Origin of the sequence: Bacillus sp. Marseille-Q1617 (assembly GCF_903645295.1) — a bacterium.
Classification (GTDB): domain Bacteria; phylum Bacillota; class Bacilli; order Bacillales; family Bacillaceae_B; genus Rossellomorea.
Map to the genome: position 1 here is coordinate 174587 of NZ_CAHJXM010000003.1, position 20997 is coordinate 195583.

A 20997-nucleotide genomic window follows, 5' to 3' on the forward strand; every position below is an offset into this window, starting at 1 on the left:
CCTTTTTTATATCTTTTAAGTTAACCTATATTAATTTTAGGTTGACATTAAGTTGTGGAGAACGATATTCTTAAATAGTAAATAACTTTCAACTTGGGGGAAGAGAGACATGAACAAAAAACTTAGAACCATTGATTTGACACTGGCTGGTATGTTTGTGGCACTTATGGCGGTAGGCGCCAATATAACCTCGTTCGTACCATTCCTTGTCATCGGAGGAGTTCCCATCACTCTCCAGACATTTTTTGCGATTTTGGCTGGCGCGATTTTAGGGAGCCGTATCGGAGCTATATCCATGGCTGTCTATGCCTTGGTCGGATTAGTGGGAGTACCGGTTTTCGCACGATTCGGAGCAGGTTTTTCCTCGATCGTCAGCCCGACATTCGGCTTCATCATTTCATTTATATTCACAGCTTATATAACAGGCAAGATCGTTCAAAAGAATAAAGGAATAAAAGGTTATGTCATTGCAGCATTAGTGGGTATGGCCGTCAACTATATTGTCGGTACCAATTGGATGTATGCAGCTTACAAGCTTTGGGCTCAAGCTCCGGATGGCTTGACATACGGTTTGGTATGGTCATGGATGGTTGTTCCGCTGCCGAAGGATATCATTTTAGCAGTTTGTGCAGGGATCATGGCTCACCGGTTGGAGAAATCAGTGCTGTCAAAGAGCACGTTCAGAAATGTGAAACGCGCAGCATAATAACATTTAGGGGGATATGTTATGAGTAAATCATGGAAGAGTCTTGCTTTGGAAGTTCTTGAGGGGAAAGAAATCAGCGACGGGGAAGCATTATCGATTTTACAGAGTCCCGATGAGGAATTGTTGGAGCTCTTGAACAGTGCCTATCATATCAGGAAACATTATTATGGCAATAAAGTGAAATTGAATATGATCATCAATACCAAATCAGGTCTTTGTCCTGAAAACTGTGGTTACTGTTCTCAGTCCATCGTCTCAAAAGCACCGATTGAGAAATATGCGATGGTGGATAAGGATACGATAGTAAAAGGCGCACAGAAAGCACATCACCTTAACGTCGGAACATACTGCATCGTTGCAAGCGGGCGCGGGCCTACAAACCGCGACGTGGATAAAGTCGTTTCTGCTGTGAAAGAAATCAAGGAAAACTACAGCATGAAAGTATGTGCATGCCTCGGACTGTTAAAGGAAGAACAGGCACAAAAGCTGAAAGAAGCAGGCGTAGACCGTTACAATCATAATATTAATACGTCTGAAAACCATCATGAGCAAATTACTACCTCCCATACATATGAAGACCGTGTGAATACGGTTGAAATGGCTAAAAAGCAAGGAATATCCCCTTGCTCAGGCATCATTGTCGGTATGAAAGAGAGTTATCAGGATGTAGTGGATATGGCTAGAAGCCTGAAAGTTCTTGATGCAGATTCAATACCGGTTAACTTCCTTCACGCAATCGACGGAACGCCTCTTGAGGGGACAGATGAACTCGATCCGAGATATTGCTTGAAGGTCCTTTGCCTGATGAGGTTCATCAACCCTACAAAGGAAATCAGGATCTCAGGGGGACGCGAAGTCAATCTGCGCAGTCTTCAGCCACTCGGATTGTATCCTGCAAATTCAATCTTTGTAGGTGACTACCTGACAACGTCCGGCCAGCAGGAAACCGCCGATCACCAAATGCTCAAAGACCTCGGCTTCGAAATCGACTATTCAAATGAAATCACTGCGGAAGATCTGGTGAATCAATAAAGAATAATTGCGCAGTCCAGACTATTGATACAAAGCGATTCTAACGGGTGAAACTCAGGTTTTGCCCGTTTTTTTGTTATCACAGATTCTTTATACTGTGATAGCTCTTATAACACCGCTATTGATTTCCGTGCAAGACTTTGCTTTCCGCGGGCTGCCGGTGAGCCTCCTCGTCGCATGCGCTCCTGCGGGGTCTCACCTGTCTCGCTTTTCCCGCAGGAGTCTTCGTCTTGCACTCCAATCAACCGCTGGAACCGGTTCATACTTAAGATAATCTTTTCTGAAGAATCATCCTATATAAGAACATCATGGTCCAACCACATAATCAATCAATTCACTTTACAATTAAGTTAGGTAAGAGACGATTTCCAATATTATTCAATATTCATTTCGATAAATTGGTCTAATCCTTTAACAACCTTGAGTGGATTTGAGCGGAAGGCACTTGACTCCGACGGGAAATAGAGGAAAAGTCGAGACCCCGCGGGCAATGCCGAGGAGGCTCGAATTCCTCCCCGCGGAAAGCAAGTGCCTGAAGCGCAAAGGAACGGGCTTTGTGATTCTTATACGCCCCATTTTAAAACCCTAATAAACGGAGAGAAATTCAAAGGGTGGTTCCTATGGTAAAAGTATCTCCTCATGAAATAAGGAAAATGTCTCACACTATATAAGAACGGTGTATGATATGTTATACCGTTCAGGCGTGTTTCTTCTCGGGCAGGTATATTTTTCACTCTGATTGGACATGATGGTAGGGAATAATCACCAGTTTTAATGGTGCAATAGAGGTGACCTTACGATGAAATGTCCAAACTGCCAGAGTAAAGATATAGGGAAGATCGGGATCAACCAATATTATTGTTGGGGATGCTTTATTGAGCTTTCCTTGTCAAAAGGAGTCATTCATACTCATCAGGTAGAAGAAGATGGATCATTAAGCTCTTTAGACGACTTGTTCGATGAGGAAGACCGCCAATTAATCTAGGAAGAGGTGTCTTTCTTGAACAGAACTTTTGCATCGATTGTTGGTTTTGGGGCAGGAATCGCAGCATCCATTTATTCTCAGCGATCAAATATGATGAATAGAAAGCAAATGAAAAGACTTCGCAGACAAATGAAAAAAATGTTTTAACAAAGGATTCTTTGACTGACTCTCCGCCCGGGGGAGTCAGTTTTTATATTTATAGTATAAAAACCTCCCCCGATTTCTAACAATAAAGGATAAGAAGGAGGGGTGCCGGTGGAAACAAGGAATTATGCCAAGTGGCTGTACAGGCTGTCCATAGCATTGGTCTGTGCCGTATTTCTGTATATACTTTTTTTGCTCAGGCCTGTCTGGCATCCGGTTTTAGATGTATTGATCATATCCCTTCTTCCATTTATGATCGGAGGTTTCATTGCCTATTTGCTGCACCCTTTGGTTGAGAAGCTTCATGAAGCAGGCATACATCGAGGAATTGCCATTATGCTCATTTATATTTTATTTTTCGGAGGCTTGGGGTATGGTCTTTACAAAGGAACCCCCGTCATCATTCATCAGCTGAGGGACCTATCAGAAAATGCACCAATGTTCACCTCCCAATACCAGAAGTGGCTTCATTTTATACAAAGTGAAACATCGACTTGGCCTGATGGGATCCAGACCCAATTGGAAGAGAGGATCAACGGGATCGAAGACTGGCTGACGGGTCTTGTAGCGGCAGCGCTTGCCATTCTTTTGAAGCTGATGAATAGCCTGTTGATCATTGCCATTGTACCTTTTGTATCATTTTATCTATTGAAGGATATTACAAAAGTAAAAAAATTCTTTTGGGAACTGACCCCGAGGAGGTGGAGGCAAAGTGCGCTGAGATTCTCCAAGGATGTCGATGAGTCGCTTGGCGGCTATATCCGCGGGCAGCTCCTGGTGTGCCTGATCATCGGGGGACTCTCAGCAGCGGTGCTTTGGTTTTTGGATATGAAGTATCCGTTGATACTCGGCGTCATCATGGGGGTCACCAATGTCATTCCCTATTTTGGCCCGGTCATCGGGGCTGTTCCCGCAGTGATTGTAGCAAGCACGCTATCATTGAAGATGATTCTATATGTCGTCATCCTCGTTGTGGTACTGCAATTCCTTGAAGGAAACATCCTATCCCCCATGATTGTAGGGAAAAGTCTCCATATGCATCCTTTGTTCATCATGGGTGCCCTGATTGTCGGGGGAGAAATCGGGGGAGTCATCGGATTGATTGTAGCCGTTCCTGTACTTGCGGTGATAAAGGTTGCCATTTTACATGGAAGAACACATTTTCTTAATGCAAAAAACTAACGGGATAACATTGACAAAAGGATTGAATATTTCTATAATCCAACATATACAATAAAGTTTACAAAGATGAAAATGATGAAGGATCCAGTAGGTTATAGCCCATCTGAGTGCGGATGCACATAAGAGAGGAACTTCCCCGGCTGAAAGAAGTTCCAGATGAAGGATGACCGAAAGCTAATCCAGAGTGCAGGAAAACCCTGCCGTTGAACCGCGTTAAGGTGTATGAGGGGTGAATATAGGGATTTTCTGTATTCACAACCAGGGTGGTACCGCGAGTCAGCTCTCGTCCCTGTTTTTGGGATGAGGGCTTTTTTGTATTCTTTTTTAAGTACATATCTAAAGGAGGAAATTGAAAATGAACAAGTTAACCGGCGCACAAATCCGCCAAATGTTTCTGGATTTTTTCAAAGAAAAAGGTCACAGCGTAGAACCGAGCGCATCGCTTGTACCTCATGAAGACCCTTCACTGCTGTGGATCAACAGTGGTGTAGCGACATTAAAGAAATATTTTGACGGACGTGTCATTCCGCAGAACCCAAGAATCGTCAATGCACAGAAATCCATCCGGACAAATGATATTGAAAACGTCGGGAAGACGGCCCGTCATCACACATTCTTTGAAATGCTTGGTAACTTCTCGATAGGGGACTATTTCAAAGTGGAATCGATTGAATGGGCTTGGGAATTCCTGACGGATAAAAAGTGGATTGGATTCGACCCGGAGAAATTATCCGTCACCATCCATCCCGAGGACGAAGAAGCATTTGAAATCTGGAACAAAAAAGTCGGCGTTCCCGCTGAGAGGATCATCAGAATCGAAGGTAACTACTGGGATATCGGGGAAGGCCCGAGCGGACCCAACACGGAAATCTTCTACGACCGCGGTCCCGAATACGGTGATGACCCGAAAGATCCGGAATTGTATCCGGGCGGGGAAAACGACCGCTATCTTGAAGTGTGGAATCTGGTTTTCTCCCAGTTCAACCATAATCCTGATGGGACGTATACACCGCTTCCTAAGAAGAACATAGATACAGGTATGGGACTTGAACGGATGGCATGTGTGGTTCAGGAAGTTCCTACCAACTTTGATACAGATTTGTTCATGCCGATCATGAAAGCAGTAGAAAAGATTTCCGGAAGCACTTACGGTCAAAAGGAAGAAATCGATGTAGCTTTCAAAGTAATTGCCGATCATATCCGTACCGTTTCTTTTGCAATCGGGGACGGAGCACTTCCTTCAAATGAAGGACGTGGATATGTATTGAGACGATTACTGCGCCGTGCCGTCCGTTTTGCTAAGCAAATCGAGATCAACCGCCCGTTTATGTATGAATTGGTCCCTGTTGTTTCAGAAATCATGGTGGATTTCTATCCGGAAGTAAAAGATAAGGCTGAATTCATTCAAAAGGTAGTGAAAAATGAAGAAGAACGTTTCCATGAAACGTTAAATGAAGGACTTGCGATTCTTTCTTCCATTGTAGAAAGAGAAAAGAAAGCAGGAAGCAATACGATACCTGGTGAAGATGTATTCAGACTTTATGACACATATGGCTTCCCGGTGGAACTAACGGAAGAGTACGCTGAAGAAGAAGGACTGGCAGTCGATCAAGCAGGCTTTGAAAAGGAAATGGAAGGCCAGCGTGAAAGAGCGCGTGCTGCTCGTCAGGACGTAGGAAGCATGCAGGTGCAAGGTGGTATCTTGAGCGATATCACAACGGAAAGCGTATTTGTCGGATATGACAACCTGGAAACGAATGCGACCGTAGTAGAGGTACTCGTCGATAAGGACCGGCAGCCGAAAGTGGATAAAGGCCAGGAATTCCAGTTCATTCTTGACCAGACTCCTTTCTACGCAGAAAGTGGAGGACAAATCGGTGATAAAGGTTACCTGGAAGGTGAGGGTGTCAAAGTTTATGTAACTGATGTTAAGAAGGCACCGAACGGACAGAACCTTCATACCGGGATTGTGGAAGAAGGCACCTTGGAAAGTAATCAAAAGGTAGTGGCGAAAGTTTCTCGCGAATCAAGAAAGAAAGTGGAAAAGAACCATACAGCCACTCATCTCCTGCACCAGGCGCTGAAGGATGTACTAGGTGAACATGTCAACCAGGCTGGATCTTTAGTGGAACCGGACCGCCTTCGATTCGACTTCTCTCACTTCGGTTCAGTCACAGATGAAGAGATGGAGAAAATCGAAAGCATCGTCAATGAGCAAGTGTGGAAAGCTATTTCTGTGAATACGGATCTTAAATCCCTGGCTGAAGCAAAAGAGATGGGGGCCATGGCATTGTTTGGCGAGAAATACGGGGAAGTGGTCCGTGTTGTTTCCATCGGTGACTACAGCCTTGAGCTTTGCGGAGGCTGCCATGTGTCCAATACATCTGAAATCGGCTTGTTCAAGATTATTTCTGAAAGCGGAATCGGTGCAGGAACACGAAGAATCGAAGCAGTCTCAGGAGAATTTGCTTACAAATTGCTGAACGGCCAAGTATCACTCTTGAAAGAAACAGCAAATAAACTGAAGGCTAATCCTAAAGATATCGTAAACCGCGTAGATGCCTTGATGCTGGAAATGAAAGAACTGCAAAGAGAAAATGAATCATTGGCAGCGAAGTTGTCTAACATAGAAGCAGGAAGCTTAACCGATCAAGTGAAAGTAATCGACGGAATCAATGTACTTTCAGCTAAAGTCGGAGCGGGAGACAGCAATGCATTGCGTACGATGATGGACGATCTTAAACAGAAACTGGGATCTGCTGTCATCGTACTGGGTACTGCTGGCGATGGCAAAGTGAACGTGATTGCCGGAGTTACCAAAGATCTAGTGGACAAAGGGTATCATGCAGGAAAGCTTGTTAAAGAAGTGGCATCACGCTGCGGCGGCGGTGGAGGCGGCCGTCCTGATATGGCACAGGCAGGCGGTAAAAACCCTGAGAAACTGGAGGAAGCACTGCAATTTGTAGAAGAATGGGTGAAATCCGTTTAACTCTGCATTAAAGTGGTGTACAATGAAGGTAACGATTAACAATTCGTTTGTTTGAAAGACAAGCCTGAAGAGAGGTGCTAAAAATGAGTTCTTTTGACAAAACGATGCGATTTGATTTTTCTGATGAGCCATTCGAGCATGACGTCAAGGAAGTTTTGCTTCAAGTTCATGATGCTCTTCAAGAAAAAGGGTATAACCCGATCAATCAAATCGTTGGATACTTATTATCTGGGGATCCGGCTTATATCCCAAGACATCAAGACGCCAGAAATATCATCCGCCGCTTGGAGCGTGATGAAATCATCGAAGAATTAGTCAAATCGTATTTGAAACAGCATAAAGAGGGATAATGAATGCGAGTTATGGGATTGGACGTTGGCTCTAAAACTGTAGGCGTTGCAATAAGCGACGCCCTTGGCTGGACAGCCCAGGGGATCGAAACAGTGAGAATCAACGAAGAAGAAGGCGACTTCCGTATTGAACGTATAAAGGAACTGGCAAAGGAATACGAAGTGGACACAATCATTGTCGGGCTTCCGAAAAACATGAACAATACTATCGGACCGCGCGGGGAAGCTTCAAAGTCTTACGGCGATCTGATCGAGCGCGAGCTTTCCATACCAGTTAAATATTGGGATGAACGCTTAAGCACGATGGCTGCGGAGAGAGTCCTCCTTGAAGCCGATGTAAGCAGAAAGAAACGGAAGAAAGTAATTGATAAAATGGCTGCAGTGATGATCCTGCAAGGATATCTTGACAGTCAAAAATAATGAGGTGAATGTTCAATGGAACACGGAGAAAAACAAATCACAGTTGTGGATGAACAAGGAAATGAACAGCTTTGTGAAGTCCTCTTCACATTTGAATCAGATAAATTCAACAAATCATATGTCCTGTATTATCCGCTTGGAGCAGATGAAAATGATGAAGAAGAAATCGAAATCCATGCATCTGCTTTCGTTCCTGGTGACGAAGGCGAAGAAGGCGAATTAAAGCCGATTGAAACAGAAGAAGAGTGGGACATGATTGAAGAAATGCTGAATACGTTCCTGGATGAAGAAGAGGGCGAATAACCCTCCCTTTAAGAACGTTTTTTAGAACAGGGATCGGTGAAAGGATTATTTTTATTCCTTTTTGCCGGTCCCTGTTTCACTTTGTGCAAAATATTGTATAATAGGGAGGATGATGTCGAATCAACATGACGGATATCCCGCTTTTTTGCTCGAAAGGGGGAAATGAAGAGTTGGAAGATAAAAATAAAATAAAAGAAACGCTTATGAACAAACTCTTGGAAAGACAAGAAGAGGCGAAAGTCATTCGTAAAATCGTCGGACTTATCTTTTTATCGCTTATTATTATAATCGGAGGAACGGCGGTCGGTGGATATCTTTATGTGAAGTCTGCCCTGAAGCCAGTCGATCCGGATAATAGCAAACCGGTGAAGGTGGAGATCCCGATTGGTTCAGGAGTCACTTCCATTGGTAATATCCTGGAAGAAAACGGTATTGTGAAAAACGCAACCGTTTTTAAATACTATGTGAAATTCAATAATGAATCAGGGTTTCAGGCGGGTTCATATGATTTGACACCTTCCATGACGCTGAATGAAATTGTCAATAGTTTAAAAACAGGCAAGGTAATGAGAAAAGCAGAATTCAAAATTACATTACCCGAAGGACTTCAACTGGATAAAATTACAGAAATTATCGCAGATAAGTCCCCATATGAAAAAGATGAAATCGAAAAGAAACTGAAAGACAAGAAATGGATCGAGCAATTAAAAAAGGAATATCCGAACTTGGTAACAGACGAAGTATTCAATAAAGATATCAAGAGACCGCTGGAAGGCTATCTTTACCCTGCAACCTATTCTTTCTATGAAAAGAAACCTTCTCTTGAAAAAATACTCAATAAAATGATCGCTCAAACCGATGAAGTGCTGGCGCAATACCAGGATTCTATGGCTGATAGAGAGTATACAGCACATGAATTATTAACGATGTCTTCCCTGATTGAAGAAGAAGCAACTGAAAAAGCGGACAGGGGCAAGATATCAAGTGTGTTCTATAACCGCATCGAGGAAGGGATGCCCCTTCAAACAGACCCTACCGTCCTCTATGCACTCGGAGAGCATAAATCACGCACAGTCTACAAGGACTTGGAAGTCGATTCGCCTTATAACACCTATAAAGTGAAAGGACTTCCGCCGGGGCCGATTGCAAATGCGGGACTATCATCAATCGAAGCGGCACTTCAGCCGGAAGACACAAATTATTATTATTTCCTGGCTTCTTCCAACGGATCGGTCTATTATTCGGAAACGCTTGAGGAACACAACGAAAAGAAAGCTAAATATATTACAAATAAATCTGAATGATTCCTTCTGTGAAAGCGGTTGTGAATCAACTTCGGATGCAGGAGAAGAGGAAAGAAACATTCGCTTTCCTCTTTTCTTTGTGTTAAAATAGTACAAGTTATTTTTCATAAATGTGCGTTATCTTTGCGGATAAATGTAATGAAGTAGAAAGCTCAGAGCAGCTTTCTTCTTTTCATGTTATCCCGAAGTCATAAGGCAGTTTAAAGATGAGGATTGTGAAAAACATATGATAAATGAGCAGGTTATTAACTATATAGAATCGATCACTAGAAAACGTTCTCCGCTTTTGGAGGAGATGAAACAATATGCGGAAGAACATCATGTACCCATCATGGAGCTGGTAGGAATCGAGGCTCTTTTAGGTATCCTATCCATTCAACAGCCTGCCCGTATTCTAGAAATCGGGACGGCCATCGGTTACTCTGCAATAAGAATGGCGGAATCCCTTCCCGGAACGGAAATAACGACAATTGAACGGGACGAAGAGCGGTACGGCGCGGCACAGGCATTTCTGTCGCGTTCAGAACACAGCAGCCGTATCCACACCCTTTTCGGGGATGCTCTCGAACTTCAGGAAGAAGTAGAGAAATATGGTCCGTACGATGCCATTTTCATTGATGCAGCAAAAGGCCAATACCAGAAATTTTTTGATCTTTATTCAGCGATGCTTTCAGGAAACGGCGTCGTCTATTCAGACAATGTTTTATTCAAGGGACTTGTAGCAGAAGAAGAAATCGAACAAAAAAGAATCCGGAACATGGTGAAGAAGCTGCAGAAATATAATGCTTGGCTGATGAGTCATGAAGATTACGAAACAGCCATCTTACCAGTAGGGGATGGTATTGCCATAAGTAAAAAAAGAGGTGACCGAAAGTGAAAATGCCCGAGCTGTTAGTGACCCCGACATCCCTTTCTGATATTGAACCTTTAGCCCATGCCGGAGCGGATGCATTCGTCATCGGTGAACAAAAATTTGGATTGCGCCTGGCAGGGGAATTCTCAAAAGAAGACATAAAAAAGGCCATTAAGACTGCCCACGTTTATGGCAAAAAGGTATACATCGCAATGAATGCGATTTTTCATAATGATAAAATCGAGGAGCTTGAAGAGTATATTTCTTTCTTAAAGGATGCTGAAGCGGATGCCATCGTCTTTGGCGATCCTGCTGTATTGATGGCTGCAAGAAGCGCGGCACCCGATATGAAGCTGCATTGGAACACGGAAACGACGGCAACAAATTGGTACACATGCAATTACTGGGGCAGAAAAGGGGCAAAACGTGCCGTCCTTGCCCGTGAATTAAGCATGGATGCCATTGTGGAAATCAAGGAAAATGCAGAAGTGGAAGTCGAGGTTCAGGTGCATGGCATGACATGCATGTTCCAATCGAAACGCTCCCTGCTCGGTAACTACTTTGAATATCAAGGAAAAGTGATGGAAGTGGAAAACCGCAAGGAGCAGAAGAATATGTACCTCCATGACAAAGAACGTCATAACCACTATCCTATTTTCGAAGATGAAAACGGTACTCATATCATGAGCCCGAATGATATGTGCATCATTGATGAACTTGGCGAAATGATTGAAGCAGGTATCGATTCATTCAAGATCGATGGTGTGTTGAAACCATCGGAATACGTAGTGGAAGTCACGAAACTGTATCGGAAAGCGATCGATTTATTTGTACAGGATGAAGAACAGTACGATGAAATCAAGGATGAACTGTTAGAGGAAGCGAAACAGCTTCAGCCTGAAAGCCGCCCGCTAGATACAGGTTTCTTCTTTAAAGAAACGGTCTATTGAATCAGATGAAGAAAGATGAAAAGAACGGAGGAGTAACGTTGACCATGGTTGTTAAAGACCCTATCTCTAACGTTGTTGATGGTAAACGTGTTATTGTGAAGAAGCCTGAGTTATTGGCTCCTGCCGGTAACCTTGAAAAATTGAAAATAGCCGTGCACTATGGTGCAGATGCAGTTTATATTGGCGGACAGGAATTCGGACTGCGTTCAAACGCAGGCAATTTCACACTGGAAGAAATGAAAGAGGGTGTGGAGTTCGCACGGAAGTATGGGGCCAAGATTTATGTAACCACAAATATCTATGCCCATAATGAGAACATGGATGGTCTGGAAGAGTACTTAATGGGTCTCGAAGAAGCTGGAATTGCAGGAATCATTGTAGCAGACCCGTTGATTATCGAGACCTGCAGACGGGTTGCCCCGAAGGTTGAGGTTCATTTAAGTACACAGCAGAGCTTATCCAATTGGAAGGCTGTTCAGTTCTGGAAAGAAGAAGGTCTGGACCGTGTTGTGCTGGCGCGTGAAACGAGCGGCGAAGAGATCCGTGAGATGAAGGAAAAAGTCGATATAGAAATCGAGACTTTCATCCATGGGGCCATGTGCATTGCATATTCAGGGCGCTGTACATTGAGCAATCACATGACTGCACGCGACTCTAACCGTGGAGGCTGCTGTCAATCATGCCGATGGGATTATGATCTCTATCAGCTTGAAGACGGTAATGAACAGGCTCTATACAGTGAAAATGATGCTCCTTTTGCCATGAGTCCGAAAGACTTGAAGCTCGTTGAATCGATTCCAAGAATGATCGAACTTGGAATTGACAGCCTTAAGATTGAAGGACGGATGAAATCGATTCATTATGTTGCAACAGTAGTAAGTGTCTACCGTAAAGTCATAGATGAATATTGTAAAGATCCGGATCATTTCAAGATCAAGAAAGAATGGCTTGAAGAACTTGAAAAATGCGCCAACCGGGAGGCGGCTCCTGCATTCTTTGAAGGGGTCCCGGGATTCAAGGAGCAGATGTTCGGGGTCCACAATAAAAAGAATACAAATTATGAATTCGTCGGACTGGTGCTCGATTATGATGAGGAAACCGGGATTGTTACGCTGCAGCAGCGAAATCATTTTAAGTCCGGGCAGGAAGTTGAATTTTTCGGGCCTGAGATCTCTAATTTCACACAAGTGATCGGACAGATCTGGGATGATAAAGGAAATGAGCTTGACGTGGCGCGGCATCCGCTGCAAATCGTAAAGTTCAAAGTTGATCAGAGGGTGTACCCTGACAACATGATGCGAAAGGAGAACACATAAACGTTATGAAACATAAACCGGTTGTTATTGGTGTAGCAGGAGGATCAGGATCTGGAAAAACAAGTGTGACGAAAGCCATCTATGAGCAATTCCAGGGACACTCGATTTTAATGCTGCAACAGGATTATTATTATAAAGATCAATCAAATCTGCCTTTTGAGGAGCGTTTGAAAACCAATTACGATCATCCTTTGGCCTTCGATAACGATCTTCTCATTGAGCATCTAAACGAACTTCTTAACCACCAGTCGGTTAAGAAGCCTGTATATGATTATAAAATGCATACCCGTTCTGACGACACTATTTTGGTAGAACCAAAGGATGTCATCATTTTAGAAGGAATTTTAGTATTAGAAGATGAAAGATTGCGCAACTTAATGGATATCAAGCTTTACGTTGATACGGATGCAGATCTGCGCATCATCAGAAGGATGCTCCGTGATATCAAAGAAAGAGGCCGTTCAATTGATTCAGTGATCGATCAATACATCACCGTGGTGCGCCCGATGCATAATCAATTCATCGAACCGACGAAACGATATGCGGATGTCATCATTCCTGAAGGCGGCCATAATCACGTGGCAATCGATTTAATGGTAACAAAAATTCAAACAATTCTTGAACAAAAGTCATTTTTGTAATACGATAACATAGATAAACATATATAGGTTAAATTCCCATCAATGTAACGGAACCGGGGAATGGAGGAGAAGAGTCTTTCCCTCCATTCCCTGCCTTTACATTATCGTGCACCATGAACTACATAAAAAGCTTGGGAAGCTTTAAGACAGTTAAGGAGTGAAGAGGGTCATGAGTACAGAAAAAGTATACCCGATGACATTAGAGGGTAAAGAAAAATTAGAGAAAGAATTAGAAAATCTTAAAACGGTAAAACGTAAGGAAGTAGTGGAGCGCATCAAGATCGCCAGAAGCTTCGGGGATCTTTCAGAGAACTCTGAGTATGATGCAGCGAAAGACGAGCAGGCATTCGTTGAAGGCCGCATCTCTACATTGGAAAATATGATTCGCAATGCTAAGGTCATACAGGAAGATGACATGAATTCAGATACAGTTCAATTAGGTAAGAAAGTAACGTTCGTGGAACTGCCTGATGGAGACGAGGAAACATATACAATCGTCGGAAGTGCAGAAGCAGATCCATTCGAAGGGAAAATCTCCAATGATTCTCCTATCGCGAAAAGCCTTCTCGGCCATAAAGTAGGAGCGAAAGTAACCGTTCAGACACCAGGCGGGGAAATGAATGTGAAGATTGTAGAAGTAAGCTGATCAAATACAATGAAAGGAAGAAGCCTGTTCAGGGTTTCTTCCTTTTTTTTGCAGATCCATCAGGAAAGTGTCATTAAATGTTTTTTGGAATAAGACTTATATTGGATCCTAAAGCAGCTAGCTCATTCTATGGATTGAAGGAAACCATACGATTAAATGCACCTTTTCCGGAATTGTAAGCTTTTCGTCTCTTCATTCACACTTTGAAAGGAGAGATGTTTGTGAGGACAAGCAAATATGATCCTAAATCGGAAAATACGATCCTGATTCGAGAAATACGATCCTAATGGGAGAAATACGATCCTAATTCAAGAAATACGATCCACTTTCCTGATTTATGATCTTATAATAATGATTCTAATTTGCGTACCCATACCGCACACCGCATCGATTTCATATTTCCCATCGAATCACCGGTTTCTAATAGATTCCATACATACACACACTGAGACTAGCCCAATCCCCTTAACGGTTAGAACTCTAAAATCTCGTCAACAATGTAGACGAGGTGAAGAGGAATGATACGAAAACGGGTCAGGCTGCTTGGCATCTTACTGCTTGTGGGACTCATACTGCTATCTGCCAGATTAATGCAGCTCCAATTATTCCAGACAGAATCGTTCTCAAAGCATAAGATCAATTTAATTGAGGAAAGTGTGGCTCAACGGACACAACAGCTCGTCATTGATGAAGGCAGAGGACAGTTTTTGGACCGAAATGGCAAGCCTCTGACGTTCCAAGAAAAAAATGTTCTTGTCTTATTTCCTTTTTTAAAAAGAATGGAGTGGCCGGTTGAAGAAGTAGCGCATATCATCCATGTCACCCCTGAAATCATTGAAACCAAACTCGAGCATGCTAAAGGACCGATTGTATTTGGAGGAAAAGAGGCGTATCAGCTTTCTGAAGAACAAATGAAAGAGATAAATGCGTTGAAAATCCAAGGGGTATTTGCCGTGACAAGAAAATTCAAGAATGAACATGTCCCTGCTTCTCAGTTGATTGGAATAACGGGGGAAAATGCAGAAGAATTTCATGAACGCTACCCTGATAAAGTAAAAGGGGTGCACCAGAAAATAGGTGTGACCGGGATGCAGGAAATATTTGATGAATGGCTGATTTCTGAAGAACAGTCCAAGCTGATCTATCATGTAGATGCGATCGGAGGACCTTTATTTGGGGCGGACGTAAAGTATCTCGCACCTGCGAATCCATTTTATCCCCTCAATGTCAAAACGACAATTGACACAGACATGCAGCAGGCCTTGGAAACGGTGGCAGATCAGTACAATATTGAAAAAGGCGGATTGCTGCTCTTGGACATCGAAAATAGTCAAATACTTGCCAGCGTGTCGCGGCCCGCAGTTAACACCAGTGATCCATTCAGCGGGGGTGCAGCCAATTACATGCTGAAAGCCTTGGCGCCAGGTTCTGTCTTCAAAACAGTCGTTGCCGCTGCCGCCATGGATGAAGGAATCGTGGATGAATCCCGCATGTTCAATTGCGATCAAGATATCTATGGTAAACCCGCTGAGAAACAACATGGTACGATTAATATTAAAACAAGTATCGCAGTCAGCTGTAATAGAACATTTGCTGATTTGGCAAAAGAATTGGTGGAAAAAGATGCGCATTCCCTTGAGGAATATGCAGGAAAGCTTGGCTTATTAGGTGACATCAGCTGGGAGGGAAATGTTTTTCATTATGAGGATTTTTCACAGCTGCAAGTGAGTGATGGAAGAATTTTCGTCTCAGACGATGAAAGAAAAGATTTCAACTTTATCTCTCAAACCGGTATAGGACAGAAGGAAGTCAGAGTCACCCCGCTCGGTATCGCCAATATGATGGCGACCATTGCCAGGGGCGGGGAAAAGTACATGGTCAGTGCGGCGACATCCATCGATTATCAAAACGGGACAAGCATGTTTTCTTTTCCTAAAAAGAAAATGGATGGAGATAAAATTTCCCCTTTCACCGCCATGAAACTGCAGCAGTATTTGAGGGGGGTCGTCCACTCTCCTGAAGGGACCGCCCCTCATTTAGACACAGCTCTTTATACGATTGCAGGTAAAACCGGGACCGCCCAAACAGGGACAAAGCTTGAAGGCAAGGAACTGTACAATAAATGGTTTGCAGGTTACTTTCCTTTTGAAGATCCTAAATATGCTTTGGTCGCTGTCAATATGGATGTGCTCATCAATGAAGGGGGAATTTATCCGATTTTCAAAGACAGTGTGGACGCTGTCTATAAGCTTGAGAATGAGTAAAACCTCCTGTTCCGAACGTACCAATCTCCATTACACTTAGAAATTGGGTCATGTTTCGCTTTATTCTTATTACTCTATCATGTTAAAATGTTTAGGATAATAGGAGGGAATCTTATGGCGAAATATAAATCTCGATTAGATCGACGCTCTAAATCTAAAACCAATACAGTATTAAACATAATGATCGCTGTTGTTGTTCTCTTGATCGTAGTGGTAGGCGCCACTATTCTGACCGGTAACGGTTCCGATAAAGAAAATGCATCAACAAAGGTTGAAAACAGTGACAAGAATTCGGCTGAAAATAGTGCTGATCGCGATAACGATAGTGAACAAAAAAATGATGAGAACTCTGTTTCTATGAAAGAAGAAGAGTCATCTGAATCAGAGAAAGAAAAAGATAAAAAGAAAGAAGAAGAAGATAAAACCAAAGAGGAAGAGCAAGAAGAGTCACCAGAGGAAAAGGAATCTGTTGCACTTGATGACAGCAGCGCCCAGATAGAGGAAAGCAGCGAACCAAATGTAAAGAGAACGATTGTGCACCCTGATTGGGAGCCGGTCGGAACACAGCAGTCAGGTGAGCATGTATCGTCATATGATACTGGCAGTGTCGATTGGCAGGAAAAAGAGCAAGCTCTATCCTATGCAACCGGCATCCCGCAGGATAACATGACGGTTTGGTACATCGAAGGAAACGGCGGTCCGCAAAAATCCATTGGTACTATTACCGAGAAAGGCGGTTCTACAGCCTATCGGGTATATCTGCAATGGAATGACGGTCAAGGATGGCAGCCGACAAAGGTGGAAGAACTGATAGAAAACGATAAAGATTAAGTAAGAGAAAGCTCCGGCGAGTTGCCCGGAGCTTTTTTTATTTCTTCACCTTGAAATGAACGACGGCTGTATAGAGCCTTCTTCCATTTTCATCGATGGATACATTGTGCTGTACATGGTGCACGTTTAACATAATCGCCTTGTTGTGCTCGATTTGCTCATCTATTTTCTTCTCCAGGGTTTTTAATTGATCTGCCTCAAAAAACTCCACTTTATCTTCAATTAAATCAAATGAAAAATTCATTGAAAGTCCTCCTTAATACGAAAAGTGATCTGTGATCACTTTGTCCATTTCTAACTTTGACACTATCATTTTAGTGTGTGATCGTTACTTTTACAAATATTTTTTGTTGAATTAATAAAAGTAATATGATACTTTAATAACAGTTTTAAAATTAATTCATAGTATATTGATAGGAATTATAAACTTAATTTAAAACTGGGGTGCTTAGGATGGGAAGAGAGTTCTTGGATTTGTTCGAAGACTGGGCAGATTCTTACGATGATACGGTCGCAGGGAAAGATGCAGAGTACAAGGAAGTCTTTGAAAAATATGATGCTATCCTGGAGGAGGTCGTTACCCGCTCTAATGGGACAGTTGTAGAATTCGGGCCAGGGACCGGGAATCTGACAGTTAAACTGTCTGAAGCCGGGTTGAACGTCATCCCGTTCGAACCTTCTCCGGAGATGAGACTCATCGGGCAGCAGAAGCTGGGGGATAAAGTCCCGTTTTTAGACGGGGATTTTCTCGAATTTAAGCTGGACGGCAGCGTTGACACGATTGTCAGTACGTATGCTTTTCACCATTTAACAGACGAAGAAAAAGGAAAAGCCTTTGGGATATATGGAAACTTGCTTGCACAAGGTGGTAAAATAGTATTTGCTGATACGATGTTTGAAACGGAACAGCATTATCATGCCGCCATAGATCTAGCTTTAGATAAAGGCTTTCTGAATCTTGCAGAAGATCTAAAACGGGAATACTATACGACTCTGGAAGTTCTCAAAGGGTTATTGAGTGCAGAGGGGTTTTCCGTGAATTTTCGCCAGATGAATAACTTTGTCTGGATTATGGAGGCGACTAAACAATAGAAAGAGGTTTTAATGTGAGAATCGCCATCATTGGAGCAATGGAAGAAGAAGTAGCTTTACTTAGAGAAAATATTACAAATCCGCAAACCGAAACGATTGCCGGGTGTGAATATACAAGCGGGACGATGAAAGGGAAAGAAGTGATCCTACTCCGTTCCGGAATCGGAAAGGTAAACGCTGCTATGTCCACAGCCGTATTGTTACAGCACTTCAAGCCGGATGCCATCATCAATACAGGGTCAGCTGGAGGATTTGATCCTTCATTGAATGTAGGTGATGTCGTCATCTCAACAGAAGTGCGCCATCACGATGTTGATGTGACTGCTTTTGGATATGAATACGGCCAGGTTCCTCAATTGCCTGCTGCATTCACAGCAGATGAGAAATTGATGACAGCAGCAGTGGAGAGTGTCAGGGAACTGGGAGATGCCCAGGTTGTATCAGGGTTGATTGCAACCGGAGACTCATTCATGAATGATCCTGCACGGGTAGAAGCGATTCGTGATAAGTTCACAAGCTTACAGGCCGTTGAAATGGAAGCAGCTGCGATTGCGCAGGTAGCACACCAATTCAATGTCCCATTCGTGATCATCCGCTCTTTATCAGATATAGCAGGAAAGGAATCAGACGTTTCCTTCGAGCAATACCTGGAAAAAGCAGCCCTGCACTCTGCTAAAATGGTTATGAACATTGTAGAATCCGTATAAAGTATAGAGAAAAAAGCTGACCCAAGCGCCCACGTATTCTCTTTCCGTTCTTAAGAAGCCGCAGCAAAACCGCTGATGCTTCCATGGACTGATAGTGAAGAGAAGTGTGTGCAAAGGTCGGCTTTTTTATTTCGAGATAAAGGGGGCAGTGAAATGGATGTATATAAAAGTGTGCATGAGCTGATAGGAAACACTCCAGTGATGGAACTCACGCATTTTCCCCTGAAAAACGGTGTCCGGCTTTTTGTCAAACTGGAATTCTTCAATCCAGGTGGAAGTATCAAGGACCGGCTGGGTATCGAATTAATGAAAGAGGCAGAGGAAACGGGAAAAATCAAGCCGGGCGGAGTGTTCATCGAACCAACCGCGGGGAATACAGGCATCGGATTGGCTTTGGCCGCTGTGAATTCCGGTTATAGAGTCATTTTTTGCGTGCCGGAAAAATTCAGCATCGAAAAGCAGGACCTGATGAAAGCCCTGGGAGCGGAAATCATTCATACGCCCACTGAACTTGGGATGAAAGGTGCTATTGCAAAAGCGAAAGAGCTTTCGGAAGAAATCGATAACTCCTATTATCCAGGTCAGTTTGAAAATGAAGCAAATCCTGCCACTTACTATAAAACACTGGGTCCGGAAGTGTGGAAGCAGATGAATGGTCAAATCCACAGCTTTGTCGCTGGCGCCGGAACAGGCGGTACATTCATGGGAACTTCGCGTTACCTGAAAGAAATGAATCCAAAAATCAAGACGGTCATCGTGGAACCCGAAGGCTCGATATTGAATGGAGGGCTGTCCGGACCTCATAAAACCGAAGGCATCGGTATGGAATTCCTTCCGGGGTATATGGATACATCCTATTTCGATGCGATTCATACCGTTAGCGATGAGGATGCTTTCAGAAGAGTGAAAGAACTGGCAGTTCAGGAAGGACTGCTGGTGGGGAGTTCTTCTGGTGCGGCGCTGCATGCAGCCCTGATGGAAGCAGAGAGGGCCGAGGCCGGAAGCAATATCCTGACCATCTTTCCTGACTCGAGCGAACGTTACTTAAGCAAGAAAATTTATGAAGGAGGAATTTGATCATGAAAAAGAAAACACAGCTAATCCACGGAGGAGTCGGACTTGATCCGCAAACAGGAGCGGTTTCTACACCGATCTATCAAGTGAGCACATATAAGCAGGATGAAGTGGGCAAACATAAAGGATTTGAATATTCCAGATCAGGGAACCCGACCAGACACGCACTTGAAGAACTCATCAAGGATCTGGAAGGCGGAAAGAAAGGGTTTGCGTTCGGGTCCGGAATGGCAGCCATTACGGCCGTGATGATGTTGTTTGACAGCGGAGATCATGTCGTGCTGACGGATGATGTATACGGCGGCACTTACAGAGTGATGACGAAGGTATTGAACCGTCTCGGCATTCAATCGACATTCGTGGATTCCAGTGAAATTGAACATATCGAAAAGGCAATCAAGCCGAATACAAAAGCGGTTTATATTGAAACACCGACAAATCCATTACTGAAGATAACCGATATCGAAGCAGCGGCAGCGCTAGCCAAGAAACACAATCTATTGACCATCGTTGATAATACGTTCAGTACCCCATATTGGCAGAACCCGTTAAGCCTTGGGGCTGATATCGTGCTTCATAGTGCGACAAAATATATCGGAGGGCACAGTGACGTAGTGGCAGGACTCGCCGTCGTCAATTCCGATGAACTGGCAGAAGACTTGTTCTTTGTTCAGAATTCCACCGGCGGCGTATTGGGACCACAGGATTCGTGGCTTCTGATCAGGGGCATCAAAACGCTCGGCCTCAGAATGGAGGAGCATGAAGAGAATACGAAGAAAATTGTAGACTACCTGACGAAGCACCCGAAGGTTTCAAAGGTCTATTATCCAGGCCTGGAAACTCATCCTCATCATACCGTCGCGAAAAAGCAGGCTGGTGGATTCGGGGGGATGGTATCTTTCGATGTGGGAAGTGAAGAAAATGCAGACCGACTTCTGACCAACACAAAGTATTTTACATTGGCTGAAAGCCTTGGGGCGGTTGAGAGTCTGATATCTGTTCCTGCACGTATGACACATGCATCGATTCCGCGGGACCGCCGCATCGAATTAGGAATCACGGATGGCCTGGTAAGGATCTCGGTCGGCCTTGAGGATGCAGAGGATCTTATCGAAGATCTAGAAAGAGCTTTATCACGCTAATTGCCTGTTGGAAGAACTGGTATCAATTACATGGCAGGCTGCCCGCCTGCATATGTTACCATAGAA

General features: G+C 43.6%; 22 protein-coding genes. 21 read left to right on the forward strand and 1 reads right to left on the reverse strand.

The window, feature by feature from the left end; all coding sequences use genetic code 11:
- The first annotated feature begins 109 nt into the window (after nt 1-109).
- The 17 genes from HWX64_RS18070 to HWX64_RS18150 all read left to right on the forward strand — a co-directional run bounded on the left by HWX64_RS18070 (nt 110) and on the right by HWX64_RS18150 (nt 16916).
- The gene (locus HWX64_RS18070) at nt 110-706 is read left to right on the forward strand and encodes a biotin transporter BioY (protein ID WP_175990929.1); all 597 of its coding nucleotides are present in this window, start codon (nt 110-112) and stop codon (nt 704-706) included.
- Between the two features lie 21 nt (nt 707-727).
- A complete protein-coding gene (gene bioB / locus HWX64_RS18075) occupies nt 728-1738 on the forward strand; it encodes a biotin synthase BioB (protein ID WP_175990930.1) in 1011 nt (336 codons plus the stop codon).
- A 799-nt stretch (nt 1739-2537) separates the two neighbouring features.
- Nucleotides 2538-2723, forward strand: coding sequence for a hypothetical protein (locus HWX64_RS18080; RefSeq protein WP_071619022.1), 186 nt, complete (start codon nt 2538-2540; stop codon nt 2721-2723).
- Between the two features lie 6 nt (nt 2724-2729).
- Nucleotides 2730-2870: a YrzQ family protein gene (locus tag HWX64_RS18085; protein ID WP_175990931.1), complete on the forward strand. Its 141-nt coding sequence runs from the start codon at nt 2730-2732 to the stop codon at nt 2868-2870.
- A gap of 108 nt (nt 2871-2978) precedes the next feature.
- On the forward strand, nt 2979-4049 hold the full coding sequence (locus tag HWX64_RS18090) for an AI-2E family transporter (RefSeq protein ID WP_254871208.1): 1071 nt from the start codon (nt 2979-2981) through the stop codon (nt 4047-4049).
- A 355-nt stretch (nt 4050-4404) separates the two neighbouring features.
- Nucleotides 4405-7038, forward strand: a complete 2634-nt coding sequence (gene alaS, locus HWX64_RS18095) for an alanine--tRNA ligase (protein WP_175990932.1) — start codon at nt 4405-4407, stop codon at nt 7036-7038.
- Between the two features lie 83 nt (nt 7039-7121).
- Nucleotides 7122-7388 carry an IreB family regulatory phosphoprotein gene (locus tag HWX64_RS18100; protein ID WP_071619018.1) on the forward strand — a complete coding sequence of 89 codons (267 nt, stop codon included), beginning with the start codon at nt 7122-7124 and terminating at the stop codon, nt 7386-7388.
- A gap of 3 nt (nt 7389-7391) precedes the next feature.
- Nucleotides 7392-7808, forward strand: a complete 417-nt coding sequence (ruvX, locus tag HWX64_RS18105; protein WP_175990933.1) for a Holliday junction resolvase RuvX — start codon at nt 7392-7394, stop codon at nt 7806-7808.
- A 15-nt stretch (nt 7809-7823) separates the two neighbouring features.
- The gene (locus tag HWX64_RS18110; protein ID WP_032087548.1) at nt 7824-8111 is read left to right on the forward strand and encodes a DUF1292 domain-containing protein; all 288 of its coding nucleotides are present in this window, start codon (nt 7824-7826) and stop codon (nt 8109-8111) included.
- Nucleotides 8112-8314: 203 nt separating this feature from the next.
- Nucleotides 8315-9415, forward strand: a complete 1101-nt coding sequence (gene mltG, locus HWX64_RS18115; protein WP_254871244.1) for an endolytic transglycosylase MltG — start codon at nt 8315-8317, stop codon at nt 9413-9415.
- Nucleotides 9416-9641: 226 nt separating this feature from the next.
- Nucleotides 9642-10292, forward strand: coding sequence for an O-methyltransferase (locus HWX64_RS18120; RefSeq protein WP_175990935.1), 651 nt, complete (start codon nt 9642-9644; stop codon nt 10290-10292).
- Entirely contained in the window at nt 10289-11218 is a 930-nt protein-coding gene (locus HWX64_RS18125) for a peptidase U32 family protein (protein ID WP_175990936.1), read from the forward strand. Before HWX64_RS18120 ends, HWX64_RS18125 begins: the two co-directional genes overlap by 4 nt.
- Nucleotides 11219-11262: 44 nt before the next feature.
- Entirely contained in the window at nt 11263-12534 is a 1272-nt protein-coding gene (locus tag HWX64_RS18130; RefSeq protein WP_175991581.1) for a U32 family peptidase, read from the forward strand.
- Nucleotides 12535-12539: 5 nt separating this feature from the next.
- Nucleotides 12540-13175 carry a uridine kinase gene (gene udk / locus HWX64_RS18135; protein WP_175990937.1) on the forward strand — a complete coding sequence of 212 codons (636 nt, stop codon included), beginning with the start codon at nt 12540-12542 and terminating at the stop codon, nt 13173-13175.
- A 169-nt stretch (nt 13176-13344) separates the two neighbouring features.
- The gene (gene greA, locus HWX64_RS18140) at nt 13345-13821 is read left to right on the forward strand and encodes a transcription elongation factor GreA (RefSeq protein WP_175990938.1); all 477 of its coding nucleotides are present in this window, start codon (nt 13345-13347) and stop codon (nt 13819-13821) included.
- Nucleotides 13822-14339: 518 nt separating this feature from the next.
- Complete coding sequence (locus HWX64_RS18145) at nt 14340-16085, forward strand: penicillin-binding protein 2 (protein WP_175990939.1); 1746 nt, start codon at nt 14340-14342, stop codon at nt 16083-16085.
- A 114-nt stretch (nt 16086-16199) separates the two neighbouring features.
- Nucleotides 16200-16916 (forward strand): YrrS family protein, encoded by a 717-nt coding sequence (locus HWX64_RS18150; RefSeq protein ID WP_254871209.1) that lies wholly within the window; start codon nt 16200-16202, stop codon nt 16914-16916.
- 37 nt (nt 16917-16953) lie between these two features.
- On the opposite strand, the gene HWX64_RS18155 is transcribed toward HWX64_RS18150, so the two are convergent.
- Complete coding sequence (locus HWX64_RS18155; protein ID WP_175990941.1) at nt 16954-17160, reverse strand: YrzA family protein; 207 nt, start codon at nt 17158-17160, stop codon at nt 16954-16956.
- 209 nt (nt 17161-17369) lie between these two features.
- Between HWX64_RS18155 and HWX64_RS18160 the strand changes: the two genes are divergently transcribed.
- The 4 genes from HWX64_RS18160 to HWX64_RS18175 all read left to right on the forward strand — a co-directional run bounded on the left by HWX64_RS18160 (nt 17370) and on the right by HWX64_RS18175 (nt 20931).
- On the forward strand, nt 17370-18008 hold the full coding sequence (locus HWX64_RS18160; protein WP_175990942.1) for a class I SAM-dependent methyltransferase: 639 nt from the start codon (nt 17370-17372) through the stop codon (nt 18006-18008).
- A gap of 14 nt (nt 18009-18022) precedes the next feature.
- Nucleotides 18023-18715, forward strand: a complete 693-nt coding sequence (gene mtnN, locus HWX64_RS18165; protein ID WP_175990943.1) for a 5'-methylthioadenosine/S-adenosylhomocysteine nucleosidase — start codon at nt 18023-18025, stop codon at nt 18713-18715.
- Nucleotides 18716-18868: 153 nt separating this feature from the next.
- Nucleotides 18869-19792 (forward strand): PLP-dependent cysteine synthase family protein, encoded by a 924-nt coding sequence (locus HWX64_RS18170; protein ID WP_175990944.1) that lies wholly within the window; start codon nt 18869-18871, stop codon nt 19790-19792.
- Nucleotides 19793-19794: 2 nt separating this feature from the next.
- Nucleotides 19795-20931, forward strand: a complete 1137-nt coding sequence (locus HWX64_RS18175) for a bifunctional cystathionine gamma-lyase/homocysteine desulfhydrase (RefSeq protein WP_175990945.1) — start codon at nt 19795-19797, stop codon at nt 20929-20931.
- Nucleotides 20932-20997 lie beyond the last annotated feature (66 nt).

Bases quoted from the DNA above. Each gene is read 5' to 3' on its own strand.
- HWX64_RS18170 (WP_175990944.1), top strand. From the start codon at position 18,869: ATGGATGTATATAAAAGTGTGCATGAGCTGATAGGAAACACTCCAGTG.
- HWX64_RS18145 (WP_175990939.1), top strand. From the start codon at position 14,340: ATGATACGAAAACGGGTCAGGCTGCTTGGCATCTTACTGCTTGTGGGA.
- udk (WP_175990937.1), top strand. From the start codon at position 12,540: ATGAAACATAAACCGGTTGTTATTGGTGTAGCAGGAGGATCAGGATCT.
- HWX64_RS18160 (WP_175990942.1), top strand. From the start codon at position 17,370: ATGGGAAGAGAGTTCTTGGATTTGTTCGAAGACTGGGCAGATTCTTAC.
- HWX64_RS18110 (WP_032087548.1), top strand. From the start codon at position 7,824: ATGGAACACGGAGAAAAACAAATCACAGTTGTGGATGAACAAGGAAAT.
- mltG (WP_254871244.1), top strand. From the start codon at position 8,315: ATGAACAAACTCTTGGAAAGACAAGAAGAGGCGAAAGTCATTCGTAAA.
- ruvX (WP_175990933.1), top strand. From the start codon at position 7,392: ATGCGAGTTATGGGATTGGACGTTGGCTCTAAAACTGTAGGCGTTGCA.
- HWX64_RS18150 (WP_254871209.1), top strand. From the start codon at position 16,200: ATGGCGAAATATAAATCTCGATTAGATCGACGCTCTAAATCTAAAACC.
- HWX64_RS18130 (WP_175991581.1), top strand. From the start codon at position 11,263: ATGGTTGTTAAAGACCCTATCTCTAACGTTGTTGATGGTAAACGTGTT.
- HWX64_RS18175 (WP_175990945.1), top strand. From the start codon at position 19,795: ATGAAAAAGAAAACACAGCTAATCCACGGAGGAGTCGGACTTGATCCG.
- alaS (WP_175990932.1), top strand. From the start codon at position 4,405: ATGAACAAGTTAACCGGCGCACAAATCCGCCAAATGTTTCTGGATTTT.
- greA (WP_175990938.1), top strand. From the start codon at position 13,345: ATGAGTACAGAAAAAGTATACCCGATGACATTAGAGGGTAAAGAAAAA.
- HWX64_RS18100 (WP_071619018.1), top strand. From the start codon at position 7,122: ATGAGTTCTTTTGACAAAACGATGCGATTTGATTTTTCTGATGAGCCA.
- HWX64_RS18120 (WP_175990935.1), top strand. From the start codon at position 9,642: ATGATAAATGAGCAGGTTATTAACTATATAGAATCGATCACTAGAAAA.
- HWX64_RS18080 (WP_071619022.1), top strand. From the start codon at position 2,538: ATGAAATGTCCAAACTGCCAGAGTAAAGATATAGGGAAGATCGGGATC.
- HWX64_RS18155 (WP_175990941.1), bottom strand. From the start codon at position 17,160: ATGAATTTTTCATTTGATTTAATTGAAGATAAAGTGGAGTTTTTTGAG.
- bioB (WP_175990930.1), top strand. From the start codon at position 728: ATGAGTAAATCATGGAAGAGTCTTGCTTTGGAAGTTCTTGAGGGGAAA.
- HWX64_RS18070 (WP_175990929.1), top strand. From the start codon at position 110: ATGAACAAAAAACTTAGAACCATTGATTTGACACTGGCTGGTATGTTT.